At 66.3% G+C, this 23,318-nt stretch carries 17 protein-coding genes and 1 pseudogene; 6 read left to right on the plus strand and 12 right to left on the minus strand.

The window, feature by feature from the left end; genetic code table 11:
- Positions 1-302 precede the first annotated feature (302 nt).
- From AB4Z10_RS28325 to AB4Z10_RS28335, 3 genes and pseudogenes are all read left to right on the plus strand, one after another.
- A complete protein-coding gene (locus AB4Z10_RS28325; protein ID WP_441473738.1) occupies positions 303-1,535 on the plus strand; it encodes an alpha/beta hydrolase in 1,233 nt (410 codons plus the stop codon).
- Between the two features lie 136 nt (positions 1,536-1,671).
- Entirely contained in the window at positions 1,672-2,829 is a 1,158-nt protein-coding gene (locus tag AB4Z10_RS28330; protein ID WP_441473739.1) for an acyl-CoA dehydrogenase family protein, read from the plus strand.
- Positions 2,829-3,690: pseudogene (locus AB4Z10_RS28335) on the plus strand (HTD2 family dehydratase). Before AB4Z10_RS28330 ends, AB4Z10_RS28335 begins: the two are co-directional and overlap by 1 nt.
- A 22-nt stretch (positions 3,691-3,712) precedes the next feature.
- On the opposite strand, the gene AB4Z10_RS28340 reads toward AB4Z10_RS28335, so the two are convergent.
- Both AB4Z10_RS28340 and AB4Z10_RS28345 read right to left on the minus strand, forming a co-directional pair.
- Positions 3,713-4,978 carry a hypothetical protein gene (locus AB4Z10_RS28340; RefSeq protein WP_441473740.1) on the minus strand — a complete coding sequence of 422 codons (1,266 nt, stop codon included), beginning with the start codon at positions 4,976-4,978 and terminating at the stop codon, positions 3,713-3,715.
- Positions 4,975-6,114 (minus strand): glycosyltransferase family 4 protein, encoded by a 1,140-nt coding sequence (locus AB4Z10_RS28345; protein WP_441473741.1) that lies wholly within the window; start codon positions 6,112-6,114, stop codon positions 4,975-4,977. Before AB4Z10_RS28345 ends, AB4Z10_RS28340 begins: the two co-directional genes overlap by 4 nt.
- 168 nt (positions 6,115-6,282) lie before the next feature.
- Between AB4Z10_RS28345 and AB4Z10_RS28350 the strand changes: the two genes are divergently transcribed.
- Complete coding sequence (locus AB4Z10_RS28350; protein WP_441473742.1) at positions 6,283-7,455, plus strand: DUF1972 domain-containing protein; 1,173 nt, start codon at positions 6,283-6,285, stop codon at positions 7,453-7,455.
- Positions 7,452-8,693 carry a glycoside hydrolase family 5 protein gene (locus tag AB4Z10_RS28355; RefSeq protein ID WP_441473743.1) on the plus strand — a complete coding sequence of 414 codons (1,242 nt, stop codon included), beginning with the start codon at positions 7,452-7,454 and terminating at the stop codon, positions 8,691-8,693. The genes AB4Z10_RS28350 and AB4Z10_RS28355 overlap by 4 nt, the downstream gene beginning before the upstream one ends.
- On the opposite strand, the gene AB4Z10_RS28360 is transcribed toward AB4Z10_RS28355, so the two are convergent.
- Positions 8,635-9,978 carry a VpsF family polysaccharide biosynthesis protein gene (locus AB4Z10_RS28360; RefSeq protein WP_441473744.1) on the minus strand — a complete coding sequence of 448 codons (1,344 nt, stop codon included), beginning with the start codon at positions 9,976-9,978 and terminating at the stop codon, positions 8,635-8,637. The two genes, AB4Z10_RS28355 and AB4Z10_RS28360, sit on opposite strands and share 59 nt — an antisense overlap.
- Positions 9,978-12,074 carry a GumC family protein gene (locus AB4Z10_RS28365; RefSeq protein ID WP_441473745.1) on the minus strand — a complete coding sequence of 699 codons (2,097 nt, stop codon included), beginning with the start codon at positions 12,072-12,074 and terminating at the stop codon, positions 9,978-9,980. The genes AB4Z10_RS28360 and AB4Z10_RS28365 overlap by 1 nt, the downstream gene beginning before the upstream one ends.
- Before the next feature lie 275 nt (positions 12,075-12,349).
- On the opposite strand from AB4Z10_RS28365, the gene AB4Z10_RS28370 reads away from it, so the two are divergent.
- Entirely contained in the window at positions 12,350-13,846 is a 1,497-nt protein-coding gene (locus AB4Z10_RS28370; protein ID WP_441473746.1) for a glucosamine inositolphosphorylceramide transferase family protein, read from the plus strand.
- Here the strand turns inward: AB4Z10_RS28370 and AB4Z10_RS28375 are convergent.
- From AB4Z10_RS28375 to AB4Z10_RS28410, 8 genes are all read right to left on the minus strand, one after another.
- Positions 13,770-14,933, minus strand: a complete 1,164-nt coding sequence (locus tag AB4Z10_RS28375; protein WP_441473747.1) for a GNAT family N-acetyltransferase — start codon at positions 14,931-14,933, stop codon at positions 13,770-13,772. The genes AB4Z10_RS28370 and AB4Z10_RS28375 overlap by 77 nt on opposite strands.
- On the minus strand, positions 14,930-15,925 hold the full coding sequence (locus AB4Z10_RS28380; protein ID WP_441473748.1) for a sterol desaturase family protein: 996 nt from the start codon (positions 15,923-15,925) through the stop codon (positions 14,930-14,932). The genes AB4Z10_RS28375 and AB4Z10_RS28380 overlap by 4 nt, the downstream gene beginning before the upstream one ends.
- 135 nt (positions 15,926-16,060) lie before the next feature.
- Complete coding sequence (pepT, locus tag AB4Z10_RS28385; protein ID WP_441473749.1) at positions 16,061-17,290, minus strand: peptidase T; 1,230 nt, start codon at positions 17,288-17,290, stop codon at positions 16,061-16,063.
- A 108-nt stretch (positions 17,291-17,398) separates the two neighbouring features.
- The gene (locus AB4Z10_RS28390; RefSeq protein ID WP_441473750.1) at positions 17,399-18,379 is read right to left on the minus strand and encodes a peptide ABC transporter ATP-binding protein; all 981 of its coding nucleotides are present in this window, start codon (positions 18,377-18,379) and stop codon (positions 17,399-17,401) included.
- The gene (locus AB4Z10_RS28395) at positions 18,376-19,398 is read right to left on the minus strand and encodes an ABC transporter ATP-binding protein (RefSeq protein ID WP_441473751.1); all 1,023 of its coding nucleotides are present in this window, start codon (positions 19,396-19,398) and stop codon (positions 18,376-18,378) included. The genes AB4Z10_RS28390 and AB4Z10_RS28395 overlap by 4 nt, the downstream gene beginning before the upstream one ends.
- A gap of 3 nt (positions 19,399-19,401) precedes the next feature.
- Positions 19,402-20,313: an ABC transporter permease subunit gene (locus AB4Z10_RS28400; RefSeq protein ID WP_441473752.1), complete on the minus strand. Its 912-nt coding sequence runs from the start codon at positions 20,311-20,313 to the stop codon at positions 19,402-19,404.
- Positions 20,314-20,353: 40 nt separating this feature from the next.
- Positions 20,354-21,364 carry an ABC transporter permease subunit gene (locus tag AB4Z10_RS28405; protein ID WP_441473753.1) on the minus strand — a complete coding sequence of 337 codons (1,011 nt, stop codon included), beginning with the start codon at positions 21,362-21,364 and terminating at the stop codon, positions 20,354-20,356.
- Between the two features lie 286 nt (positions 21,365-21,650).
- Complete coding sequence (locus AB4Z10_RS28410) at positions 21,651-23,267, minus strand: ABC transporter substrate-binding protein (RefSeq protein ID WP_441473754.1); 1,617 nt, start codon at positions 23,265-23,267, stop codon at positions 21,651-21,653.
- Positions 23,268-23,318 lie beyond the last annotated feature (51 nt).

A 23,318-nucleotide genomic window follows, 5' to 3' on the forward strand; every position in this document is an offset into this window, starting at 1 on the left:
GCAACGCAACCAAATCAAAAGCCCGCCCCTCAAAAGGCGGGCTTTCGATCGTTCAGAGCGCAAGCGCCACCTGCTCACAAAGATCCACCCCGAAAACCAGGCAAACAGCCAAAGCCCCGAGCTCTCCGCTTGACCGCTCGGCAGGAACGCTGCCTAGTTCGGGGCTGGCTGTCACAGCTCAGCATCATTCCCGCATGATAAAGCGATGTCGGGACAAAGTGGCGTCGTTGTCGGGGGCGGGGATGCGTATTGCGTTACTTCACAAGGTCGGGCTCCGGTCTTTCTGGGCAGGAGCCACCGCCTTGTTGCTCGCGGGCTGCGCCGGGGATGTGAAGGGCGTGCTTCTGCCCGTGAGCTCGTCCGCTACGGATACGAGCAAGGTCACCATGCTGGTGGCGACGACCCGCGCGCCCGACGAGGATGCCGGCGTTCTGTTCTCGGGCGAGCGCGGCAAGCCCGCCTTCGCCGAGATCACTGTCTCCCTGCCGCCGGGGACCCGCCGCAAGGTCGGCGAGGTGCAATGGCCGAGCCGCCTGCCCGGCGATCCGGAGACGGAATTCGTCACGCTCAAGGTCGAGAAGCTCGACCGCGCCCAGGCGGTGTCACGCTTCCACAAGGCCGTGGTCAAGGTGCCCAAGCGCCGGGTGATGGTCTTCATCCACGGCTTCAACAATCGCTTCGAGGACGCGGTTTATCGCTTCGCGCAGATCGTGCACGACTCCAACGCCAACGTCGTGCCGATTCTTTTCACCTGGCCGTCGCGCGGCTCGATCTTCGCCTATGGCTATGATCGCGAGAGCGGCAATTATTCCCGCACGTCGCTCGAGAACCTGCTGCAGGATCTCGCGCGCGATCCGGCTGTCGGCGAGGTCTCGATCCTCGCCCACTCGATGGGGAACTGGGTGACGATGGAGGCGCTGCGGCAGATGGCGATCCGCAACGGCAGCATCCCGCCGAAAATCGCCAATGTCATGCTCGCCGCGCCGGATGTCGACGTCGATGTCTTCCGCAGCCAGATCTCCGACATCCACGGCAAGCTGCCGCGCTTCACTGTGTTCGTCTCGCAGGATGACAGGGCCCTTGCGGTCTCGCGGCGCGTCTGGGGCAGCACGGCAAGGCTGGGCGCGATCGATCCCGATGTCGAGCCCTATCGGACGGAGCTCGCGCAGACCGGCATCACCGTGCTCAACCTGACAAAACTGCGCTCCGGCGACAGCCTGAACCATGGCAAGTTCGCCGAGAGCCCGGAAGTCGTACAACTGATCGGCTCCCGGCTGGTCGAGGGGCAGCCGATCACGGATTCGCGGGTCGGCCTGGGCGAGCGCCTGATGCAGGTGACCGCCGGCACCGCGGCGGCCGTCGGCACGGCAGCCGGCCTCGCGATCTCGGCGCCGATCGCCGTCGTCGACCCGCACACGCGCCGGAATTTCAACGACACGATCGAGCAGGTCGGTCGGTCTGTCGGGGATGCCGGACAAGCCACGGGCGAGGCCGTGACCGCGCCGTTCGAGGCGGGAGCGCCGTCCGGCCGCTGAGAATGAAGCGACCCGCACGCCGGCTGTTGATGATGCAGGCCTTACCCTCCACGGACGCTCTTTCTCATCGGTCTGTGGAGGTCTAACCACGAAGGGATCGGGACGCCGCGAGGCGTCCGGCAGCTTCGAGGCCGCTATGCAGCATGCTTCCGACCACGCCGACATTCGCGATGCGGTTGCCAGGTTGTGCGCGGATTTCCCCGGCGAGTACTGGCGCAAGCTCGACCGTGAGATGGCCTATCCGGCCGCGTTCGTCACGGCGCTGACGGAAAGCGGCTTCCTCTCGGCGCTGATCCCCGAGGAATATGGCGGCGCCGGCCTGCCGCTCTCGGCCGCCGCCGTGATCATGGAGGAGATCCAGCGACAGGGCTGCAACGGCGCCGCCTGTCACGCCCAGATGTATGTGATGGGCACGGTGCTGCGTCACGGCACCGAGGACCAAAAGCAGCGCTATTTGCCGAAGATCGCCTCGGGCGAGCTCAGGCTCCAGGCTTTCGGGGTCACTGAGCCGACCAGCGGCACCGACACCACGGCGCTGCGCACCACCGCTCGCCGCGAGGGCGACCATTACATTATCAACGGCCAGAAGATCTGGACGAGCCGCGCGGCGCAGTCCGACCTGATGCTGCTGCTCGCCCGCACCACGCCGCGCGACCAGGTCGCCAAGCGCACCGACGGGCTCTCGGTCTTCATCCTCGACATGCGCGAGGCGCTGAAGGACGGGCTGACCGTCCGGCCGATCCGCACGATGATGAACCACGCCACCACCGAAGTCTTCTTCGACAATGTGAAGGTGCCGGCGCAGAATCTCGTCGGCGAAGAGGGCAAGGGCTTCCGCTACATCCTCTCCGGCATGAACGCCGAGCGCATCCTGATCGCGGCCGAGTGCGTCGGCGATGCCAAGTGGTTCATCGACAAGGCATCGAACTATGCCAGGGAACGCCATGTCTTCGGCCGGCCGATCGGCCAGAACCAGGGTATCCAGTTCCCGATCGCCAAGGCCTACGCCAATATGCGCGCCGCCGAACTGATGGTGCGCGAGGCGATCCGGCTCTATGAGGCCGGCGCCAATCCGGGTGCAGAGGCCAACATGGCCAAGATGCTGGCGGCGGACGCGTCCTTCGAGGCGGCCAATGCCTGCATCCAGACTCATGGCGGCTTCGGCTTTGCCGAGGAATACGACATCGAGCGCAAATTCCGCGAGACGCGGCTCTATCAGGTCGCGCCGATCTCCACGAACCTGATCCTCTCCTATCTCGCCGAGCACGTGCTGGGCATGCCGAGGTCTTACTGATGGCTGCTTCCGATAGGTCCGCACTCGACATCGATCACCTGCGCGGCTGGATCGGCAACGAGGATATCGGCGTCGACATCGTCAGCGAGGATCTGGCGCGGAAGTATCACGCGACATTCGATGATCCGGGCGAGGCGCCGAAGCCCGGCGAAGTGGTGCCGAGGCTGATCCATTTCTGCCTCGCGCAGCCGGCGGCTCCGACCGGCGCGCTCGGCCCCGATGGCCACCCCGCTCGGGGGGGGCTTTCTGCCGCCCGTGCCGTTGCCTCGCCGGATGTGGGCCGGGGGCGCATTCTCCTTTTCCGGCGATCTCAGAGTGGGGGATGTCGTCAGGCGTATCTCCCGCATTGCCGACGTCGTGCTTAAGGAAGGGCGCACCGGGCCGCTCTGCTTCGTCACCGTGGAGCATCGCGTCGAGGCGAATGGAGCGCTCGTGCTGGAGGAGCGACAGGACATCGTCTATCGCGATCTCGACGGCGCCGCGGGCACGACAAAGCAGCCACCCTCTGCCGAGCAGGGCGCTCACCATCGGCCTATGAGGGCCGAGGCGCCGCTGCTGTTTCGTTATTCCGCCCTGACGTTCAACGGCCATCGCATTCACTATGACCGCCGCTATGTCATGGAGGTCGAGGGCTATCCCGGTCTCATCGTCCATGGCCCGATGCAGGCGGCCCTGCTCTGCAACTACGCCACCGAATTACGCGGAGCCCCGCCGCGCCGTTTCAGCTTCCGGGGGCTGTCGCCGCTTTTCGATGACGATGCCTTCGCCTTGCACGCGGCGGAGGAGGGGGGCCGATTGAAGCTCTGGACCGCCAAGCAGAACGGCACGCTCTGCATGACGGCGGAAGCCGCCTGGTCGTAAGGGCGCCAACCGCGGTCGTCGGTCAGCCGGCTCGGGCGGCGGACGGCGCCGCCTTCTCGGCGGCGCGCTGCCTCGGCCAGACAACGGCCCAGCTGCCGATGAGGACGATGACCTCCGACAGCGCTCCGCCGAGAAGCACCCAGGAGGGAGCGGCCGTCAGCAGCAGGACCAGCACCACCAGCATGCCGATGGCGGCGGCTATCGCCGAGAGGATCGCGATCGAGCGGAAATCCTGGGCGATCTCGAGCCAGATGCGGGGCATGACATAGAGCATTGGCATGCCGCTCATGACCCAGGCCATCACCGATATCTTGAAGAAGCGGGTGTCCTCGAGGCTTTCCGGCAGGATGAGCGGGAGCGCGAGCAGAATGACGATCCCGTAGACGACGCCGAGGGCAGCCAGCGGTATCGGCCAGTAGCGCAGCAACCGCCCGACCTTCGCGGAGTCGCGATGTGCCATGAGCGCCGTCATCTCCGGATGCATCATGTTGGCGAAGGCGGTGGAGACGATGCGCAGCGGCACGAAATTGACGAGCGCCGCCGCGATCGGCGCATAGGCTGCAGGCCCCGCGATCGTGGCGACCAGCAGTGCCATGCCCTGGCCCTGGAGGTTGGTGATGGTCACGCTCAGCAGCGACCATTTCAGGTCTCGCCAGAGTTTGCGATAGCGCCGCCAGACATGTGTGCCGAAGCTCAACCGTATGGGCCGCCGGCCGGACGCGAGCATCACGGCGATGCCGAGCGCGTTTGCCGTCATCATGACCAGAAACGTGTGTTGCAGGATATGGGTGCCGTTCCACACCACCCATGCGGCGCCGAGGGAGCCACTGATCGTGAACGTCAGGTCGCTGGCGCTGACCAGCATTTGCCGATTGCGGGCGAAGAAGACAGTGCGGATATGCGCGCGTGCGGTCCACAGAGCGACGAAGGCGCCGCCGCCGAAGGCCCCTTCGGGAAGCCAGCCGCTCAGGGCGCAGGCGACGCCGACGCCGAGCAGCGCCGACAGCAGCGCGGCCGCCGAGCCGAAGGTGATCTCAAAGGCCCCGGCCGCGGCGACGCTGTGGCTGCGGGCGATGAAGATGCTCGCCGGCAGAGCCGTGAGCGCGCGGATATAGGTCAGGCCGATGCCGCCGACCACCATGACCAGCGCGAAGACGCCGTAATCCCACGCGGATACGGAGTGCAGCAGGACGAGGTTGAGGGCGAGGTGAAACGCGCTTTGCAGCGCCTCGCCGCCGACCATGACGACGAGCTTCAGGATCAGGCGGCGCAGGGATTCGAAATTCATTGCTGCCCCTGCCGGCCGCGGGAGAGCATGTCCTCGACAACCGCACCGATGGCGCGGGCGACGGCCCGATCGCTGAACAGTGCGGAGAAGCGTTCGCGGCCCGCATGCGCCATGGGGGCGAGCATCTCCGGCGCGAGGATCACCTGTTTCAGCGCTTCGGCGAGAGCGTTGGGGTCGCCAGGCGGCAATAGCCGGCCGGTCAAACCGTCCACCACCACCTCCTGCAGGCCCCCGATCGCCGAGGCGAGCGGAGGCCGGCCGAATGCCATGGCTTCGATCGCGACGCGGCCAAGCGACTCCGGGCGACGGGACGGCACCACGACGATGTCGGCCCACTGATAAAGCGGCGTGGGATCATCGCGGAAAGGCTCGACCTTGACCTGCTCGTCGAGACCCGCGCTCGTCACTGCTTCGTGCAAGCTCTGTTCGAGGGCGGGGTCCTCGAAAGCGCTGCCGACGATCCGCACCTCAAGGCGGCCTCGCAGATCCGGGGGCAGGGCGCTCACCGCTGCGAGCAGGATTTCCTGGCCCTTGATGCGGTTGATCCGGCCGAGCATGAGGACACGCAGCCGTCGCTTCCCGTCATAATCCGTCGGTGCCCAATCGGCGGGTCCGGTCACGCCATTGTAGATGACGTCCGCCACATGGTCGGCCGGGAGCGGGAAGGCGGCGCGCGTCGCCTGCGAGTTGAAGATCAGCCGCGCCCGGCCCCAGAGGATGAGCCGGCGCAGGAGCGTGCGGGTCATTCCCTCCGGGATTTCGTGGATATGCTGGATTGCCTTGCCGGCAAAGAACCGCGCGGCGAGGACATGGTCCACGATGACCGAGGTATTGATGTAGACGAGGTCGCAGCGGCGCATGCGCCGGGCCGCGCGCAACACGGCGCGAGGCAGCTCGACCGGGGCCGCGGCCATCAATCTGGGCAGGTTCCTGCGGCGCAGGACCCATAGCGGCTCGATGACGATCCGGCTGGCGATCGGCTGCAGCAGGCTGAGAATCGGGCCCTCGCGCGGGAGCACGACCTCGATATCGGCGGCCGGGTAGGCCTGCCGCAAGGCAGCCACGCTCTCGGCGAAAGCGCGATCCGAGCCGTAGAGTTCATAGCCCTGATGAATGCAGGCGATACGCAGCGTCACAATCCATTTCCATTCGAGGACGCCGCCATCGCGCTTCCACCGATTCCGCATGGCCGGAAAGCGCGTCCTAACCATCTTCGATAAAAGGAGAATAAACCCCAGAAACTCAAGGTATTATTGGAGGTATGCGCTATCTTCACGCAGCTTTGCGCGCCTCCGGATAGAATCATGGCAAATACCGCTCCCTCGTTGCTGATCCTCGGAACAAGGGGGATTCCGGCTGCGCATGGAGGCTTCGAGACCTTCGCCGAGAAGCTCGCCTTGTTTTTGGTCGAGCGGGGCTGGCAGGTCGGCGTGTACTGCCAGGACGAGGTTCCGGTCGTCACGCGCCGGTTTCACAGCGAATCCTGGCGGGGCATAGAGCTTATCCGCACGCAGGTGTCGTCATCGGGGCCGCGCGCGACCATCGATTTCGACTGGCATTGCGTGCGGCACGCGGCGCAGCGCCCGGCGCTCAGTCTCGTCCTGGGATATAATGGCGCGATCTTCCTGCCCTATTTGCGCCTGGCCGGGCGGAAGATCATGACGAATATGGACGGGATCGAGTGGCGCCGGCCGAAATGGTCTTGGCCCGTCCGCAGCTGGTTCTGGATCAACGAATGGGTCGCGGCCTGGTCCTCGAACCGTCTCGTGGCCGATCATCCGGTCATCGCCGATCACCTCGCGACGCGGCGTCCGCGCAGTGCCACGGTCATGATTCCCTATGGCGGCATGCCCATCAGGATGGCGCCGGCAAAGCCGCTCGCGAGGTTCGGGCTGGAGAGCGGCCGCTATCTGATCTCGATCGCCCGGATCGAGCCCGACAATTCGATCCTCACGCTCGTCGAGGCCTTCTCGTCCAAGCGGCGCGGCATGCCCCTCGTCGTCCTCGGCAATTTCTCTGATGAGAACGCCTATCATCGCCAGGTCAAGGCGGCGGCGGGGCCGGAGGTGATCATGCCCGGCGCGATCTACGATGACGAGACGGTAAGGGCCTTGCGCTTCCACGCGCGGGGCTATCTGCACGGACATACGGTCGGCGGGACCAACCCCTCTCTGGTCGAGGCGCTGTGGGCAGGGAACCCGGTCATCGCCCATGACAATCCCTACAATCGCTGGACGGCCGGCGAGGCAGGCCTGTTCTTCGGTGACGAGGCGAGCTGCTCCAATGCGATCGGGAGGCTTCTGGCCGATGACGAGCTGGCCGCGCGCCTGAAGCAGGCTGCGCTCGGGCGCGCCCGGTCCAGCTTCGAATGGCAGACCGTCCTCGAACAGTACGAGCGCGAGGCGCTTGCCCTGCTCGGCCTCGAGCCGGAAGCCACTTTTGCTCCTGTCGAAATGACCGGCAGCCGCCGGGGATGACGGTCAGCCGCCGGTCTCTGCTCGCGGGTGCAATCGGCACGGCGACCATCGGTGGCGGTCGCGCCCATGCAGCGCGGCCCCTCAGCGTCCGGCGCGGCGTCAATCTCTGGCCGTGGTTCTCGTTGACGCGGGAGCACCCGGCGCCGCGAACCGACTATGATTGGCCACCATTCCAGCTCGACCGGCAGGTTCCGACGCGGGCGGATTTGGCGCTGCTGCGTCGTGCCGGCCTCGACTTCGTCCGGTTGCCTGTGGACCCCGGTCCGTTCCTTGCCGGCGCTCCTGCCGCCAGGAAGTCATTGCTCGATCAGGTGATGGCCGCCGTCGCGCTGGCGCAAGGCGAGGGGCTCGCCGTGATCGTCAACCTGCACGCCAACGCCGCGACGCATTATTGGACGCCGTCGCGATTGTTCGGAAGCTTGGATGCTCCGGCGTTTCCGGCCTATCGCGACCTGGTGACGGAGCTGGCGTCGCGGTTGGGACGGATCGATCCGGAGCGGACCGGTTTCGAGCCGGTCAACGAGCCGCTCCAGGCCTGCGGCTCCGCCGAATGGGGAGAGATGCAGAAGCGGCTTCTGGCCTCGGCCCGGCTGGCCGCGCCAGGGCTGACATTGCTGGCGACCGGCGCCTGCGGCAGCATGATCGCCGGCCTCGAACCCCTCCGGGTTCGCGAGCTCTCGCTCTATGAGCCGCTGCTCTTCACCTTTCACTTCTACGAGCCCTACCTCTTCTCGCATCAGGGCGCGCGCTGGATGAGCGAGCCGGTCTACCGGGCGCTCAACTCCGTGCCCTGGCCGGCGGCGCGGGGAAGCCTCGACGCCACCCTCGCTGCGGTCCGTGCCCGAATGGCGGCGCTGGGCGGGCCGGCACAGGGCAGCGGGGCGGCCGCCTATCGCGAGACCGAGCGTGTCCTGAAGGAGTATTTCGATGCCCAGCCGGACCGCCCCTTCATCGATGGCTATCTGCGCCGGGTCCGTGCCTGGGCGGAGCGCGAGGGCGTCCAGCCCGGCCGGATCCTGATGGGCGAGTTCGGAGCGCTGCGCTCCGGGGGCGGCACGGTCGCCTCCGCTCCGGACGATCGCGCCCGCTATGTGCGTGACGTCAGGCTCGGCGCCGAAGCGCTCGGCTTTCCCTGGGCGTTCTGGAATCTGTTCGACAGCATGGGGATGATGGACGACGTCAGCCGCCGGCTCGACCCGGCCATGATCGCGGCCCTTGGCCTGAGAATGCCGGATTGAGCCGGTCGGAATCGCGCCTTTCCGGTCGATAGAGGCACAGAATCACGACGACGAATTTCGACGGCATCGTCGTCTTCGTCGCGATGCTCTCCGAGCCGTTCAGCAGGATGATCCAGACGATCATCGGGAGCCAGACGCCGGAGCGTCCGCGCCCCAGCTCGTACATGAAGAGGCCGAAGGCCAGCGTCACGAGCGCGGTGATGATCGCCCCTTGATACAGGGTCATGCGCACGAACGGGTTCTCGATGCCCCATTCGAGCCCGTTGACGCGGCGCAGGGTATCGACGAGCTGTACATCCGGGCCGACGATGAGGTCGCCGATCGAAAACATCTGCAGCAGCTCGAACATCTCCTTGCGGGCATTGGCGCTGCCGCCGTCGGAGACGAAGCGCGTGGCCACGTCGTCGAAGAAACCAAGCGCCACCAGCCCGCCGATGGCGACGGGCAGAAGGGCTACGAGCACGCAGCCGATGGCGGCGGCGATGAGCGATATCCGCCCGCTCCGCAGCAGGGCGAACAGCTGTACCGTGCCGTAGCAGAGGCCGAACGCCAGCGACGTCAGAAGCGCGGTCCGGCCGCCGAAGACCACCAGGGCGGCGCTCTGCAGCGCGATGAGGACGCCGCGGACCGCCGGCGGCAGGGAGCGTGATCCGCTGATCAGGGCCATCAGATAGCAGGCGGTGATCATGGCGTTGGCCAGCGGATGGCCGTGAAACGCGCTGGAGCGGGTGTCGGTTTCGAAGACGGCGCCGTCGAAGCGGTAGGGAAAGAGCCGGAACTGCGTGACGAACTCGAAGAGCGCGAGCAGGGCGTTGAGGGTCATGACGACATGCAGCATCGTCGTGAGCGTCGTCATGGTCTCCTCGTCGGCATCGACGAGCAACAGGACCAGCAGGCAGACGGCGACATAGGTGTCGACCATGCCGCCGAGGCCCGGCCCGTCGCGCAGCACGGTGACGATGATCGTCCCCATCGTCACCAACAGCATGAACAGCGTCGCCGGCCGAGCGCTGACGAGATGAATGATGCGGCTGACCGGATCGCCGCAGCCGATCAGGCTCCAGCCGAACAGCAGCACGATCATGTAGGTCGAGGGATGGATCTTCGTGGCGGCGGCGCCGGTGAGGCCGTCGTAATTGTAGCCGACGAGCCAGAGCATGCCGCCCGACACGCAGAACAGCACCAGGACGGTAACGAAAAGACCGTAGCGCGTCAGCCCATCCAGGTGGGCCCAGCCCGGTGCCCCACGGGCCGAGGCGTCGGCCGTGGGATTGGCGGCAGACATCAGCCTCGCCCGTCGGCGTCGATCAGGATCGTTGCCGTCACCGTGCGACCCATGACGCGCGCGGATTCGACCGCCCGCATGATCTCCTGCTGACGCGTGGTGTAGAGGCGAGCGACGAGCACGATCTCCTCGACCATGCCGACCAGCGGCGCGATCTTCACATTGCGCTCCAGCGGCCCGCCGTCGATGACCACGACGTCGAAGTGACGGCTGGCATCCGCCAGCATTCGCATCGCATAGCTGCGCGCCAATGCCTTCTGCGTTGCAGCTTTCGGGCGGCCGGCTGACATCAGCGCAACATCCTTGGCGCCGCTGAAGTGAATGGCATCCTCGAAGCTGCATTCGCCCCGCAGAATATCCATGAGCCCGGCAGGGCCGCCCTGGACTGGTTCGGTCGTCGTATCGACCAGGAGGACGCGCTCTCCATGCTGGACCGCTGCGCTGGCGAGCAGGTCGGCTGCATGCTCCCGCTCATCGCCATCGGCCTCGGCCGAAATCAGCAGGGCGCTGCGTGCGGCCGGGACCGGCACATCCGTGGGCTTGAACAGCAGCAGCAGCGCGAGTTGCGCCGCGCCTTCCGCATCCGCTTTCCGTCCCGTCGAGCGCCGGAACCACCGGCCGAAACCGCGCGCGGGGGCCGTCCGGGAGCGCAGGACACCGATCACCGGAGCGCCGATCAGGGTCTCGGCCTGCGAGCGGGAGAGCAGATGAGGCGCAGCATATTCGCGAAGCAATGCGAGGCCGGCGCCGAGTCCCAGGCCGAGGACGGCCGCTGCCGCTGCAAGCGGAAGCGTCGGCGGCCAGCTCGCCTGCAGCGGCGGCTGAGCCCGGCCGATGATGCGGGCGTTGGTGGTGTCCAAGGTCGCCTGCTCGCGTGTTTCCTGCGCGCGCAGCAGGAACGTCGCATAGACGGCACGGACCGCTTCGAGATCGCGCTGGAGCTCGCGCAGCCGCACTGAAGCCTGGTCCGCCCCTTGCGTCTGGCGCGTCAGGGTCTCGAGCTTGGTGGCGAGGAGCTTCTCATTGCCGAGCGCGCGCTCATATTCGGTGCGCACGGATTGCTCGACCCGCTCGATCTCCGTCGCGATGAGGCGGCGGATGTGGACGAGCTGGTTTTGCACCGCGCCGATCGATGGGTGCCGCGGGCCGAACTGGCTCTGCAGGTCGGCTTCGCGCTGAACCAGCGTGGCCTCCTGCTCACGCAGTCTTCCGATGACCGGAGACTGTATTGCCTCCGTGGAGTTGCCGGCCAGGGCCCCGCGCCGGCGTTGCTGCGCGATCAGCTCGACCTGGGACCGGAGGGTGGCGGTGCGTGCCTGGGCGGCCGACAGCTGATTGCTGATCTCGCTGAGCTGCTGCTCGCTGATGAGGCGCCCGGACGCTGCGACGAGATTGTTCTCGGCACGGTAGCGCTCGACGGCGTTCTCAGCCGCCTCGACCCGCTTCCGCTGTTCAGCGAGCCTGGCGGTCAGCGACTCGGACGCCTCCGTCGCGGCACGGCTGCGCGCATCGGCCTGGTCGGTGAGATAGGCTTCGGCGATAGCGTTGGCGAGCTTGGCGGACTTGTCGGCGTCGCGCGTCGTCACCACCACGTCCAGCACCAGGACCTTGTCCGCGCGCCTGACGGAAACCTTCCGCCGGAGGCTGGCGAGCGTCCGCGCCTCGGCAGGTGTGAGAGCGCCATCCAGGGCCGGAGTATCTGCCGCGATCCGGCCGAGCAGGCGACTGAGAAGCCCGGCGCCGTTGAATTCCGTGTCCTCGGTGAGTTTCGTTGCCCTGATCGCCCGAGCCAGCACGCTGGTGGACTGGATGACACTGGCCTGGCTTTCGATCTGCGCCAGCCCGCCATCCGGAGAGACCGTATTGGGGTTGACGTCATTGCTGACGACGTTCCGGTCGCGCGGGTCGATCAGGATCTGCGTCGAGGCGGTATAGAGCGAAGGCGTCAGCAGCCCATAGGCGAGGGCCAGCCCCGCCAGCACGCCCGCGACGGCCAGGATCGTCAGGCGCCGATGCCAGAGGATGCGCCAGAGCTCGGAGACCTCGACGGCGCCATCCGGGCGGCGACGAAAGGCTTCCTGAGGAGGCGGCTGCACCGTTTCCTCCTGCCGATGAGCGGTCGCAGCCAGACTTGCCATTCCTCTACTCGGACAACGCAACGCGATGCCGCGGCGTCTTCCAGCCGCAGCTTCCAGGCGCGACACTGCCACGAACTCCTTAACAAGTGCCCCGATCGGTCGAGCCGCCCGCATGAGCGGGCTTGCACGCGGGGCTAACCAAATCGAAATGCGGGTATTGGAGAATGCCGGCTGCTTTGGCGCAGTTGCCGCAAGAAATGCGGCTGGGCTTGGATATGAGATTGAGATTGAACATGGGTGCTTCGCCCTTGCGGCGGTGGCATCTGGTCCTGATCGAGCGGCTGCGGGCTATCCCCGGCCTGGCGCTTTCGGTCGTTCCGCCGGCAGCGAACGCAGCCGACCCGCATCGACTCGACGGTCTCTTCCGCGTGGAGGGCTATCTACACGGCCTCCAGCCTGAGGGTCTTTTCACGGCGGCCCCGCCGGCCGAGGCGGCGGCCGTGGCTGCCGCGCCGGGGCACGACGAAGCCGACCTGCTTCTCGATCTCGGCAGCGATGAACCGTCCGGATCGACGCGGCGCTGGAGCCTGCGCTTCGAAGGGCGGGCGGGAGAAGCGGCGCTCGTCTCCGCTCTTCTCGCCGGTGGCGTTCCCTTGGTCGAACTGACGGAGAACGGGGCGCGGATCGCCGCAGCGCGGCCGGGCAGCGATCACGGCCGCATTCTGCTGGCGAAGCTCGACGATATCCTCAGCCGCTTGATCACATTCATCGTGGCAGCGGTCGAAGGCAGCCGCATGCGTGTGCCGCAGCTGCCTGCCGAAGCCGAGCCTTCGCCCCCGCCCCAGACCGGCCTCGCCCGGACCATGGTCCGGGCCGTGACCTCGAATGCGGTCGATCGCATCTATCGCCGCTGCTTCCATGCCCCGCACTGGCGGGTGGGCTGGCGCAAGCTGGACGGTCCGGATCTGTTCGATCTGAAGCGCCATCCCGGTACGGGCTGGCACGACCTGCCCGATGACGGCACCCGCTTCTACGCCGATCCGTTTCCGATCCTGCATCGGGGGCGCCTCACGCTCTTCGTCGAGGACTTCCCCCATGCCACCGGCAAGGGCATCATCTCGGCGGTGGAGTTCGGGCCGGATGGTCCGACAGGGCGCCCCGAGCCGGTGCTCGAGCAGCCCGGCCATCTATCCTATCCCTTCGTTTTCGAACGGGACGGGCAGGTCTGGATGATCCCGGAAAGCTCCGGTGCCGCGCGGGTGGATCTGTTTCGCGCGACGGCGTTCCCCGGCGGCTGGGTCAGGGAGGCGACGCTGATCGACGGCGTGGTCGCAAGCGATGCGACGCTGATCGAGCACGGCGGTCTTTGGTGGCTGTTTGCCACGGTGCGCGACGGCGGCGGCTCCCATTCGGATGCGCTGCATCTCTGGTCGGCGCCGGATTTCCGCGGTCCCTGGAAACCGCACCCCCGCAATCCCGTGCTGATCGACATCGCCTCGGCCCGGCCGGCCGGGCACATGACCATCCGCGACGGTGTTCTGCTGCGTCCGGTGCAGGACTGTCGGTTCGGCTATGGCAAGGCGCTCGGCATTGCCCGCGTCACCCGGCTCGACCCCGAGGGCTTCGATCAGGAGGTCGAGACCATCATCCAGGCAGGTGCTCTCTGGCCCGGTCGCCGCATCCACAGCCTCAACCGGGCCGGCGGATACGAATTCATCGACGGCTCGGCAATGGCTCGCCGGCCGCTTCTGGCTCGTCTGCGGCCCGTGCCGGCGCTCGCCGATTCCTGATGGCGTGCTGGGCGCCGTCGGCAAGGACGGCGAGCCGCCCGAGCAGCGTGCGGCCCCCCGAAACCGAATCCAGCGTCACCGCCTGTGTGGCGAAGCGCCGCTTGAAATCCTCGCCGCCGCAGAGGAAATCGACCATCGACAGGCCCTGGTCGATCGACCACTGGATGTAGTCCATCATCAGCACCATGCCCGGAGAGGCACGCTCATGGTCCGGGTCATAAGTCGTGACGAAGGCCATCATCCTGTCGCGCTGCACCAGATTGATCGAGACCGCGACGATGCTGTCGCCGCATTCGAGCAGGAAGACACGCAGGATGCCGAGCTTCGCCATCACGCCCACGAGCGCGGCGAGAGCCGGCGAGCCTTCGTCGAACAGGTCCGAAGCATGGCCGTGGCGTTCGAGCCATTTGCGCTTGAGGGCGGCGACGCGCTGCAGCACTGGTTCCAGAGGTTCCCCCGGAGCCATCAGCCGGAAGCGGACCTCCCCTGATTCCTCCATGAACTTGCGCCCGCGCCGGTAATTCTGCCGCGTCTTCTTCGACTGCTGGTCGAACCAGAGCGCGCCACGGTTCCAGGAGCCGCTCACGCGATAGTTGATCTCGCACCGGTGGTTCGGGCGCAGGCGAAGGGCTGCGTTGTCGTCCGTCACGATCTGACGGGCCACCGCCTCGGGCGCGAGCCGGTTGAGATAGGCCATGTCGAAGCGGCCGGCGGTGGCGATCGCCCGCCACAGGGCGGCTGCAGCTTCGCGACTCCAGCCGGGAGCCACGAGGATGTCGCCATAATCGCTATGCTCCTTCGCGGCCCATTCGAGGATGCGGATGCCGCGGCGCCGGATCGTGGCGAAAGGCAGCACGGCCTCGAGGTTTTCGCCATTCCAGACCAGGCCGATCAGCAGCTCGCGCTGGTCGCGGCCCGGCGTGGTCCGCCACCAGGCGCTGATCCAGCCATGGCTCTGGAAGACGAGGCTGTCGGCTTGCCGCCACAGCGCATCCCAGGCGGGAGCCAGCGCCGTGAGCCGCTCTTGCGAGGTGACGATCTCCAGCTTTCGGCCGTCGACGGCGGCGAGCGCGGTTGGGGCGCTCACTGCTGTGTTCCCTCGATCTCGGCTTCGGTGCGACGAGCGGGACGCAGGCCGAGGCGACGCCGGATCTGATACCACATGCGTTTCAGCGGCAGCAGATAAAGCCCCGACAGCGACTGGTAATCACGGACGCCGCGTTCCATCAGCCCGAACTTGAAGTCCTCATCCGGCTTCGGCACGCACAAGGTTCCGAAAAGCCGATCCCAGAACGAGAACAGCAGGCCGAAATTCTTGTCGTAGTGGCGCGGATCGACGCTGTGATGCAGCTGGTGCCAGTGCGGACACAGGATAAGGTTGTTGAGCGGGCCGAACGAGATCTTGAAATGCGTGTGCCTGACGAAGTCCATCATCAGGATATTGCGCATGATGTAGACGTTCACGCCGAAGACGGTGAGTTCGACGAGGTTGAGCGAGACCAGCGACCAGATCCCGAAGCAGATGCCCGGGATTACGCCGTCCCAGGCCCGGTTCATCAACTCGTCGAGCGGGTGGACGCGGTCCTTGGTGATGCCCACCATCACTTCCGCGGAATGATGGACCTTGTGCAGCTCCCAGAGGATGGGAAAGCGGTGCTGCGCGACATGATAGAGATAATAGGAGATGTCATAGGCCAGCAGCATCGTGATCGTGAAGATCACGGTGGTCATCGGCCCGGCCGGCCCCGGAATGAGGGGCGGGTCGATCTGGAAGATCGTCGCGAGGATCTTGTTGGTCGCGTAGCCGACGGCGACGACGAAGGTGACGCCCGCCGGCAGCATCAGGAACGGCATGATCGCCTTGCGCGTCACCCAGAAGAGCAGATCCGCCTTCGCCGAGGGGTGAGTGATGATCTCGTTGGGGAAGATGAAATCGAAGAACTCCCGGAAGTTCTTCTGCTCGGCCGTCCGCCAATAGGCGACAAGCGCGCTGACCAGCGCCGTCAGCAGCAGCAAGCCCGTCGTCAAGAGGCTCGTCGCCGAAATCTTGTCGAGGATTTTGCTAATGAATTCGGTCATTCCGTCTAGCACCTGCGGCGGGGGGCGGTACCCTTAGGCCACAAGGCTATTAAATATTCGACACACCGCAGGAAAGCTCGCGCCTTATGGTTAAGCGCGGCTTCGGGCGGCGCGATTCCGCTGCGGGGCGCGGCTTCAGCCCCGCTCCGCCGCCAGCCGGCAGATCATGCGCGCGGTTTCGTAGGACTTCACGAAAGCCGGAACGGGCAGGAATTCGAAGCGCGAGTGGAAATTGCAGCCGCCGGTGAAGAAGTTCGGCGTCGGCAACCCGCGCGCCGACAGCGCTGCCCCATCCGTGCCGCCGCGCATCGGGATCAGCTTCGGTTCGATCTTCAGTGCATCGAGCGCGGCGAAAAGCAGATCGACCGGGCGGCGGTCGTCGCCCAGGCTGTCATGGATGTTGCCGTAGGTATCGGTGACATCAGACGAGACCCGTCCCCTCGGATAGCGCTGTGCGATCAGCTCCGCGACCGCGCCGATACGGCGCTTGCGCTGTTCGAACCGGGCCTTGTCGAACTCGCGGATCATCACCTTGAGCTTGGCCTCGCTCTGGCCGGCGGCGATCTCGGTGAACCAGAAATAGCCCTCGCGCCCTTCGGTGTTTTCCGGTGTCTCGGCGCGGTCGAACTCGGCGATGAAATCCATCGCCATCAGCAGCGGATTGACCAGCACGCCCTTGGCCGAAATCGGATGGGCGCTGACGCCGGTGAAGCTGATCTCGCCCTGGGCCGCGTTGAAGTTCTCGATGACGACCTCGCCGAGTTCGCAGGCGTCGATCGTATAGGCGAAGTCGCAGGCGAAACGCGTGAGATCGAGAGCCTTGGCGCCGCGCAGGCCGATCTCCTCGTCGGGCACGAAGGCGACGAGGATGTCGCCATGGGCGTCTTCGGGGCCAAGCTCGGCGAGTAGCGTCATGATCGCGGCGACGGCGGCCTTGTTGTCGGCGCCGAGCACGCTGGTGCCGTCGCCGACGATGACGTCCGCGCCGACCCAGGGCTTGATCTGCGGGTTCTCCTCGACGCGCAGCCAGATGTCCTGCTCGCGGTTGAGGCACAGATCCTGCCCTTCGAAGCGCAGGACCTGCGGGCGGATGACCGGCGAGAGCCCGACATCGACGGTGTCGAGATGGGCGATGAAGCCGATGCGCGGCGCGCCCGGCCGTGTGCCGGGCTTGCGCGCGGTGACGGTGGCGTGGTCGTCGATGACGATATCGGCGAGGCCGAGGGCGGCGAGTTCCTCGGCGAGAAGCGCGGCGAGGCGCTGCTGCCCGGGCGTCGAGGGCAGGCTCGTCGCCCGCGCGTCGCTCTGGCTCTCGACCGCGACGTAGCGCAGGAAGCGCTCCGTCAGTTTCGCCGCAATGGACATCTCGACCTCGCTTCGCGTCTCGCCGTGCCCCGCATCCTGCGGATGCCGGGCGCAGCGAGAGCTATCGCGTCGGCCTGCGCTTCGGCAAGGGCCGCCGAAGCGCAGCGGTCACGCCGCCTTGGCGAGGAAGTCCTCGGCGTAGTGGCAGGCGACCTGCCGGCCGTCGATCTCGCGCTTCTCCGGGCGCTCCACCCGGCAGCGATCGGTCACATAGGGGCAGCGCGTCGAGAACACGCAGCCCTTGGGCGGGTTGAGCGGGGAGGGCAGTTCGCCGCGCAGCACGATGCGCTCGCGCTTGCCGGCATCGACGCGCGGCGTCGAGGCGAGCAGCGCCTGCGTATAGGGGTGCAGCGGCCGGGCGTAGATGCGCTCCTTCGGGCCGTGCTCGATGGCATTGCCGAGATACATCACCATCACGTCATGGGCGATGTGACGGACGACGCTGAGGTCGTGCGAGATGAAGAGATAGGCGAGCTTCAGCTCTTCCTGCAGATCCGCCAGCAGGTTCAGCACCTGCGCCTGAATCGAGATGTCCAGCGCCGAGACCGGCTCGTCCGCCACGACGAGCTTCGGCGAGAGGATCAGCGCCCGGGCGATCGCGATGCGCTGGCGCTGACCGCCGGAGAACATGTGCGGATAGCGGGCGTAATGCTCCGGCCGCAGGCCGACCTTGGCCATGATCGCGCGCGCCTTCTCGGTACGTTCGGCCTTGGAGAGGTCGGTGTTGATCTTGAGCGGCTCCTCCAGGATCGTGCCGACCTTCTTGCGCGGGTTGAGCGAGCCATAAGGGTTCTGGAAGACGAACTGGACGGTGCGGCGCAGGCGCTTGCGCTCGCTCGCGGGCGGATTGACGGCATCGACCCCGTCGAGCGTCAACGTGCCCGAGGTCGGCGTCTCGATCAGCGTCGCCATGCGGGCAAGCGTCGACTTTCCGCAGCCGGATTCGCCGACGACGGCCAGCGTCCGGCCTGCCTCGACCGAGAAGGACACCTTGTTCACCGCCTGCAGCTGCGCCGGCGGGCGGAAGAGCCCCTGCTTGACCGGATAGATCTGCGTGAGTTCACGCGCCTCGATGACGGGGCTGCTCATCGCACGGCCTCCTTCGCCCGGCCGGCTTCGTCGCGGGCGCGATCAGCGTCGCGCTGAGGATCGCCGAGCGGATAGTGACAGCGTACGCGCCCGTCAGCCCAGTTCCTGAGCTCCGGCTGGACATTGCGCGAATGCTCGGTCGCATAGGCGCAGCGCGGGCTGAACAGGCAGCCCTTCGGCCGGTCGTTCAGGCCCGGCACCATGCCGGGGATCGTGGCGAGCCGCGTCGCGTTTTCGCTCCGCTCCGGCAACGCCGCGAGCAGCGCAGCGGAATAGGGATGCTGCGGATCGGCGAAGAGCGCGTCGACCTTGCGCTCTTCCATGATCTGCCCGGCATACATCACCATGATGCGCTGTGCCGTCTCTGCGACGACGCCCATATTGTGGGTAATGAGGACGAGCGCCATGCCGCGCTCGCGCTGCAGCGACATCAGGAGATCGAGGATCTGCGCCTGGATGGTGACGTCGAGCGCGGTCGTCGGCTCGTCGGCGATCAGCAGGCGCGGATTGCAGGCGATCGCCATCGCGATCATCACGCGCTGGTTCATGCCGCCGGACATCTGATGCGGGAAGGCCTTGAGGCGGCTCTCCGGGGCCGGGATGCCAACCTGCTCGAGCAGCTCGATCGAGCGGCGCTTTGCGGCCTTGCCGTCCATGCCCTCGTGCTTCCTGAGCGTCTCGGCGAGCTGGAAGCCGATGGTGAAGCAGGGGTTCAGGCTGGTGCTCGGCTCCTGGAAGATCATCGCCACATCCTTGCCTGTGAGCTGGCGGCGCTCGCGGGCGGACATGGTCAGGAGGTCGCGGCCGTCGAAGCGCAGCTTGTCGGCGCGGACGCGGCCGGGATAGCCGACGAGGCCCATCAGCGCGAGCATGGTGACTGATTTGCCGGAGCCGGATTCACCGACCACGCCGAGCACCTCGCCCTCCTCCAGGGTGAGGTCGATGCGGTCGACGGCGCGCAGCGTTCCCTGGGAGGTGGGGAATTCGACGCTGAGGTTTTCGATTTCGAGCAGGGGCATGGTTCAGCGCTTCAGCTTGGGGTCGAGCGCATCGCGCAGGCCGTCACCGAGAAGGTTGAAGGCGAGCACGGTGATGAGGATGGCGAGGCCGGGGAAGGTGACGACCCACCAGGCGCGCAGCACGAATTCGCGCGCATCGGCGAGCATCGTGCCCCATTCCGGGGTCGGGGGCTGGGCGCCGAGGCCGAGGAAGCCCAGCGCCGCGGCGTCGAGGATCGCCGTGGAGACGCCGAGCGTCGCCTGCACGATGAGGGGAGCGGCGCAGTTCGGCAGGATCTCGGAGAACATCAGTCGGATGGTCTGCGCACCGCTGACCTGGGCGGCGATGACGTAATCCTTGCTGGCCTCGGTGATCACGGCGGCGCGGGTGATGCGCACGTAATGCGGCAGCACGACGATGGCGACGGCGAGCATCGCGTTCATCAGGCCGGGGCCGAGGATCGCGACGATGACGATGGCGAGCAGCAGGCTCGGCATCGTCATCAGGATGTCCATCAGCCGCATGATCGCGATGTCGGCGATGCCCTTGAAGTAGCCGGCGATCAGCCCGAGGACGATGCCGACGACGATGGCGATGGAGACGACGGCGATGCCGATCACCAGCGAGAGGCGCGCACCGAAAAGCAGGCGCGAGAGGATGTCGCGGCCGATGGCGTCGGTGCCGAGCGGATAGGAGAGCGAACCGCCCGCCTGCCAGAACGGCGGCTTCAGGAAGACCGCGTTGTTGGTCAGGTTCGGGTCATGCGGCGCGATCAGCGGCGCGAACAGCGCGCAGACCAGCACCAGCACGATGACGACCAGGCCGGCGACAGCGCCGCGATTGGCGCTGAAATAGGTCCAGAACTCGCGTGCCGGATGGGGCGGCGTGCCGCTCGGTGCAGCGACTGCTGGGGCTTCGAGGGTTTCTGCGCTCATGGACGAGGGCTCCGATGGGAGCTGGAATGTGAAGGACGGATCATTTGGCGTGCCTGATGCGCGGGTTGATCAGGCCGTAGAGCAGGTCGACGAAGAGGTTGACGCTCATCACGACGATGCCGAGCAGCAGCGTGCCGCCCTGCAGGACGGGATAGTCGCGCCGGCTGATCGCCTCGATCAGCCATTTGCCGACGCCGGGCCAGGAGAAGATCGTCTCGGTCAGGATCGCACCGGTGAACAGCGTGCCGACCTGCAGGCCGATGACGGTGACGACGGGGATCAGCGCGTTGCGTAGCGCATGCAGCGCGACGACGCGGATCGGCGCCATGCCCTTGGCCCGCGCCGTGCGGATATAGTCCTCGCCGAGCACCTCGAGCATCGCCGAGCGCGTCATGCGCGCGATGACGGCGAGCGGCACGGTGCCGAGCACGATCGCGGGCAGCACCAGATGCGACAGCGCCGACCAGAAGGCGTCGATGTCGCCGGCCAGCAGGCTGTCGATGGTGAGGAAGCCGGTGACCGGCTCGATGAAGTATTGCACCGCGATGCGTCCCGACACCGGCGTGATGCCGAGCTGCACCGAGAACAGCAGGATCAGCAGCAGGCCCCACCAGAAGATCGGCATCGAATAGCCGGTGAGCGAAATGCCCATCACGCCATGGTCGAAGATCGAGTTTCGTTTGACCGCCGCAATGATGCCGGCAGGCAGCCCGACGATCAGCGCGATCAGGATGGCGCAGAGTGCGAGTTCGATGGTGGCGGGGAAGAGCTGGCCGAATTCCGTCAGCACGTTCTCGCGCGTCACGATCGACTTGCCGAGGTCGCCCTGCACGACGCGCTCGATATACTTGCCGTACTGGACGAGCAGCGGCCGGTCGAGGCCGTATTCGGTGAGGAGCTGCGCATGGCGGGCGGCGTCGATGCCGCGCTCGCCGGCCATCGTCTCGATCGGGTCGCCCGGCACGAGCCGCACCAGGAAGAAGGCCAGCAGCGTGATGCCGATGAAGGTCGGGATGACCAGGCTCAGCCGTGTGAAGATGAAGCGCAGCATGGTTCTGCCATTCTTGTCGGCCCGGGCATGTCATCTGCGCGGCGGCCTGTCTTGTCATTTTAGTCGAATTTGAATTCCGGCGCAGCGGAAACACCACAATCCACGAAAGATCAAGAACGCGATGACAAAAACCGTGGATCGCCGTCAGAGGCCGCGGTTCTCGGATGTTCGGCTGGTGAAATACTTGGGAAAAACCGAGAATTCTGGCGCAACAATGCGAATTGTTTCGGCGCCGGCAAGGCAATGAATGCTCTGCTGGCGCCGCTGATCGTTGGGTGTTCAGATCCTACTTGGCGATCGACACGCCGTAGAACGGCTGTCCTCCGAAGAAGTGGATCTTGTAGTCCTTCACTTCCTTGCGGACCGGCGTGAAAGCCTGCGCATTGGCGAAGAGCAGGCCCGCGACATCCTCGTGGAAGAGCTCCTGGAAGCGCTTGTAGAGCTTGGTGCGTTCGCCCTGGTCGGTGATGGTGTTGGCCTTGGCGAGCGCGTCCGAGGCTTCCTGGTTGCACCAGCGGGCCCGGTTGGCGCCGGTCTTCACACCCTCGCAGGTCCAGCCCGAGAGCAGGATCTGGCTCGGATCAGGGTAGTCCCAGGTGTAGCCGAACATGCCGACTTCGTGCTCGCCGGCCCGGCCGCGCTTGAGATACTCGCCCCATTCGAAGGTCTGGATCGTCGCCTTGACGCCGATCCTGGCCCAGTCGGCCTGGATCAGTTCGGCCGCGCGCCGGCCGTTCGGCATGTAGGCGCGCACCACCGGAATGGCCCACAGCGTCGTCTCGAAGCCGTTCGGATATCCCGCCTCTGCCAGCAGCGCCTTGGCCTTGTCGGGATCATAGGGGCGCGGCTTGAGCTCGGCGTCATGCGACCAGAGCGAGGGCGGCACCGCCGCCGCAGTGGGGTTGCCGGTGCCCTGATAGACCGCGTCGATGATGGCGGGGATGTTGGTGGCGTAGGCCAGCGCCTCGCGCACCCGCTTGTCGCCGAAGGGCTTCTTCTGCTGGTTGAAGGCAAGGAAGCTCTGATCGGCGATGCTGCCCTGCAGCAGGTTGACGGTCGGCTCGGTCTTCATCGCCGGCAGGTCACCGGGATTGGGGTAGCGCGCGATCTGGCATTCGCCCGAGCGCACCTTGGCGAAGCGGACGGCGGCATCCGGGGTGATCACGAAGATCAGGTCGTTGACCAGCGCCATGCGGTCGCGATTGCCGACGGCCTTGGTCCAGTGATCCGGCACCGCCTTGAAACGGATGATCGCATCCTTCTGGTAGGACAGTAGCGAGAACGGGCCGGTGCCGATCGGCGCGAAATCGACCTGCTCCGGCGTGCCGGCCTTCAGCATCGCGGCCGCATATTCGGCCGAGAGGATGGACATCGGCTCGACCGAGAGTGCCGACAGCATCGGCGAGTTCGGCTTGGTCAGCGTCAATTTGACCGTGTAGTCGTCGACCTTCTCGATCGACTTCAGGCTCGGCTTCACGATCTCGCTGAAGAACTGGTAATTGCCGCTGCCGACCTTGTTGTAGGGGTTGCTCGCATCGAACATCCGTTCGAACGAGAAGACGACGTCGTCGGCATTGAACTCGCGGCTCGGCGTGAAGGCCTTGTTGGCGTGCCACTTCACGCCCTTGCGCAGCTTGAAGGTGTAGGTCAGCGCGTCGTCGGAGATCGTCCAGGAGTCGGCGAGGCTCGGGATGATCTGCGATCCCCCGCGTTCCGTCGCCGTCAAGCGCTCATAGATCTGCGCCGCCACGTCGTAGGCGGTGTTCTGGCTGCTGAATTGCGGGTTCAGGAAATCGGGACTGGCTTCGGAGCAGACGACGAGCGCCTGGGCGCTGGCGACGGCGGGCAGCAAAAGGACACTCAGCCCCAGCGTCAGAGCGAAGGAGCGGGCACGAGCGGACATGGCGTTTCTCTCGGATAGGCAAGGAGACGGATCGGGCGCGGGGCGTCATGC

The sequence above is a fragment of the Allobosea sp. RAF48 genome (genome assembly GCF_052114025.1).
In the GTDB taxonomy this organism is placed as follows: Bacteria; Pseudomonadota; Alphaproteobacteria; order Rhizobiales; family Beijerinckiaceae; genus Allobosea.

Excerpts from the sequence above, each read along its gene's own strand:
- AB4Z10_RS28330 (WP_441473739.1), top strand. The coding sequence starts at position 1,672 with ATGCAGCATGCTTCCGACCACGCCGACATTCGCGATGCGGTTGCCAGG.
- AB4Z10_RS28340 (WP_441473740.1), bottom strand. The coding sequence starts at position 4,978 with ATGAATTTCGAATCCCTGCGCCGCCTGATCCTGAAGCTCGTCGTCATG.
- AB4Z10_RS28350 (WP_441473742.1), top strand. The coding sequence starts at position 6,283 with ATGGCAAATACCGCTCCCTCGTTGCTGATCCTCGGAACAAGGGGGATT.
- AB4Z10_RS28355 (WP_441473743.1), top strand. The coding sequence starts at position 7,452 with ATGACGGTCAGCCGCCGGTCTCTGCTCGCGGGTGCAATCGGCACGGCG.
- AB4Z10_RS28360 (WP_441473744.1), bottom strand. The coding sequence starts at position 9,978 with ATGTCTGCCGCCAATCCCACGGCCGACGCCTCGGCCCGTGGGGCACCG.
- AB4Z10_RS28370 (WP_441473746.1), top strand. The coding sequence starts at position 12,350 with ATGGGTGCTTCGCCCTTGCGGCGGTGGCATCTGGTCCTGATCGAGCGG.
- AB4Z10_RS28380 (WP_441473748.1), bottom strand. The coding sequence starts at position 15,925 with ATGACCGAATTCATTAGCAAAATCCTCGACAAGATTTCGGCGACGAGC.
- pepT (WP_441473749.1), bottom strand. The coding sequence starts at position 17,290 with ATGTCCATTGCGGCGAAACTGACGGAGCGCTTCCTGCGCTACGTCGCG.
- AB4Z10_RS28390 (WP_441473750.1), bottom strand. The coding sequence starts at position 18,379 with ATGAGCAGCCCCGTCATCGAGGCGCGTGAACTCACGCAGATCTATCCG.
- AB4Z10_RS28395 (WP_441473751.1), bottom strand. The coding sequence starts at position 19,398 with ATGCCCCTGCTCGAAATCGAAAACCTCAGCGTCGAATTCCCCACCTCC.
- AB4Z10_RS28400 (WP_441473752.1), bottom strand. The coding sequence starts at position 20,313 with ATGAGCGCAGAAACCCTCGAAGCCCCAGCAGTCGCTGCACCGAGCGGC.
- AB4Z10_RS28405 (WP_441473753.1), bottom strand. The coding sequence starts at position 21,364 with ATGCTGCGCTTCATCTTCACACGGCTGAGCCTGGTCATCCCGACCTTC.
- AB4Z10_RS28410 (WP_441473754.1), bottom strand. The coding sequence starts at position 23,267 with ATGTCCGCTCGTGCCCGCTCCTTCGCTCTGACGCTGGGGCTGAGTGTC.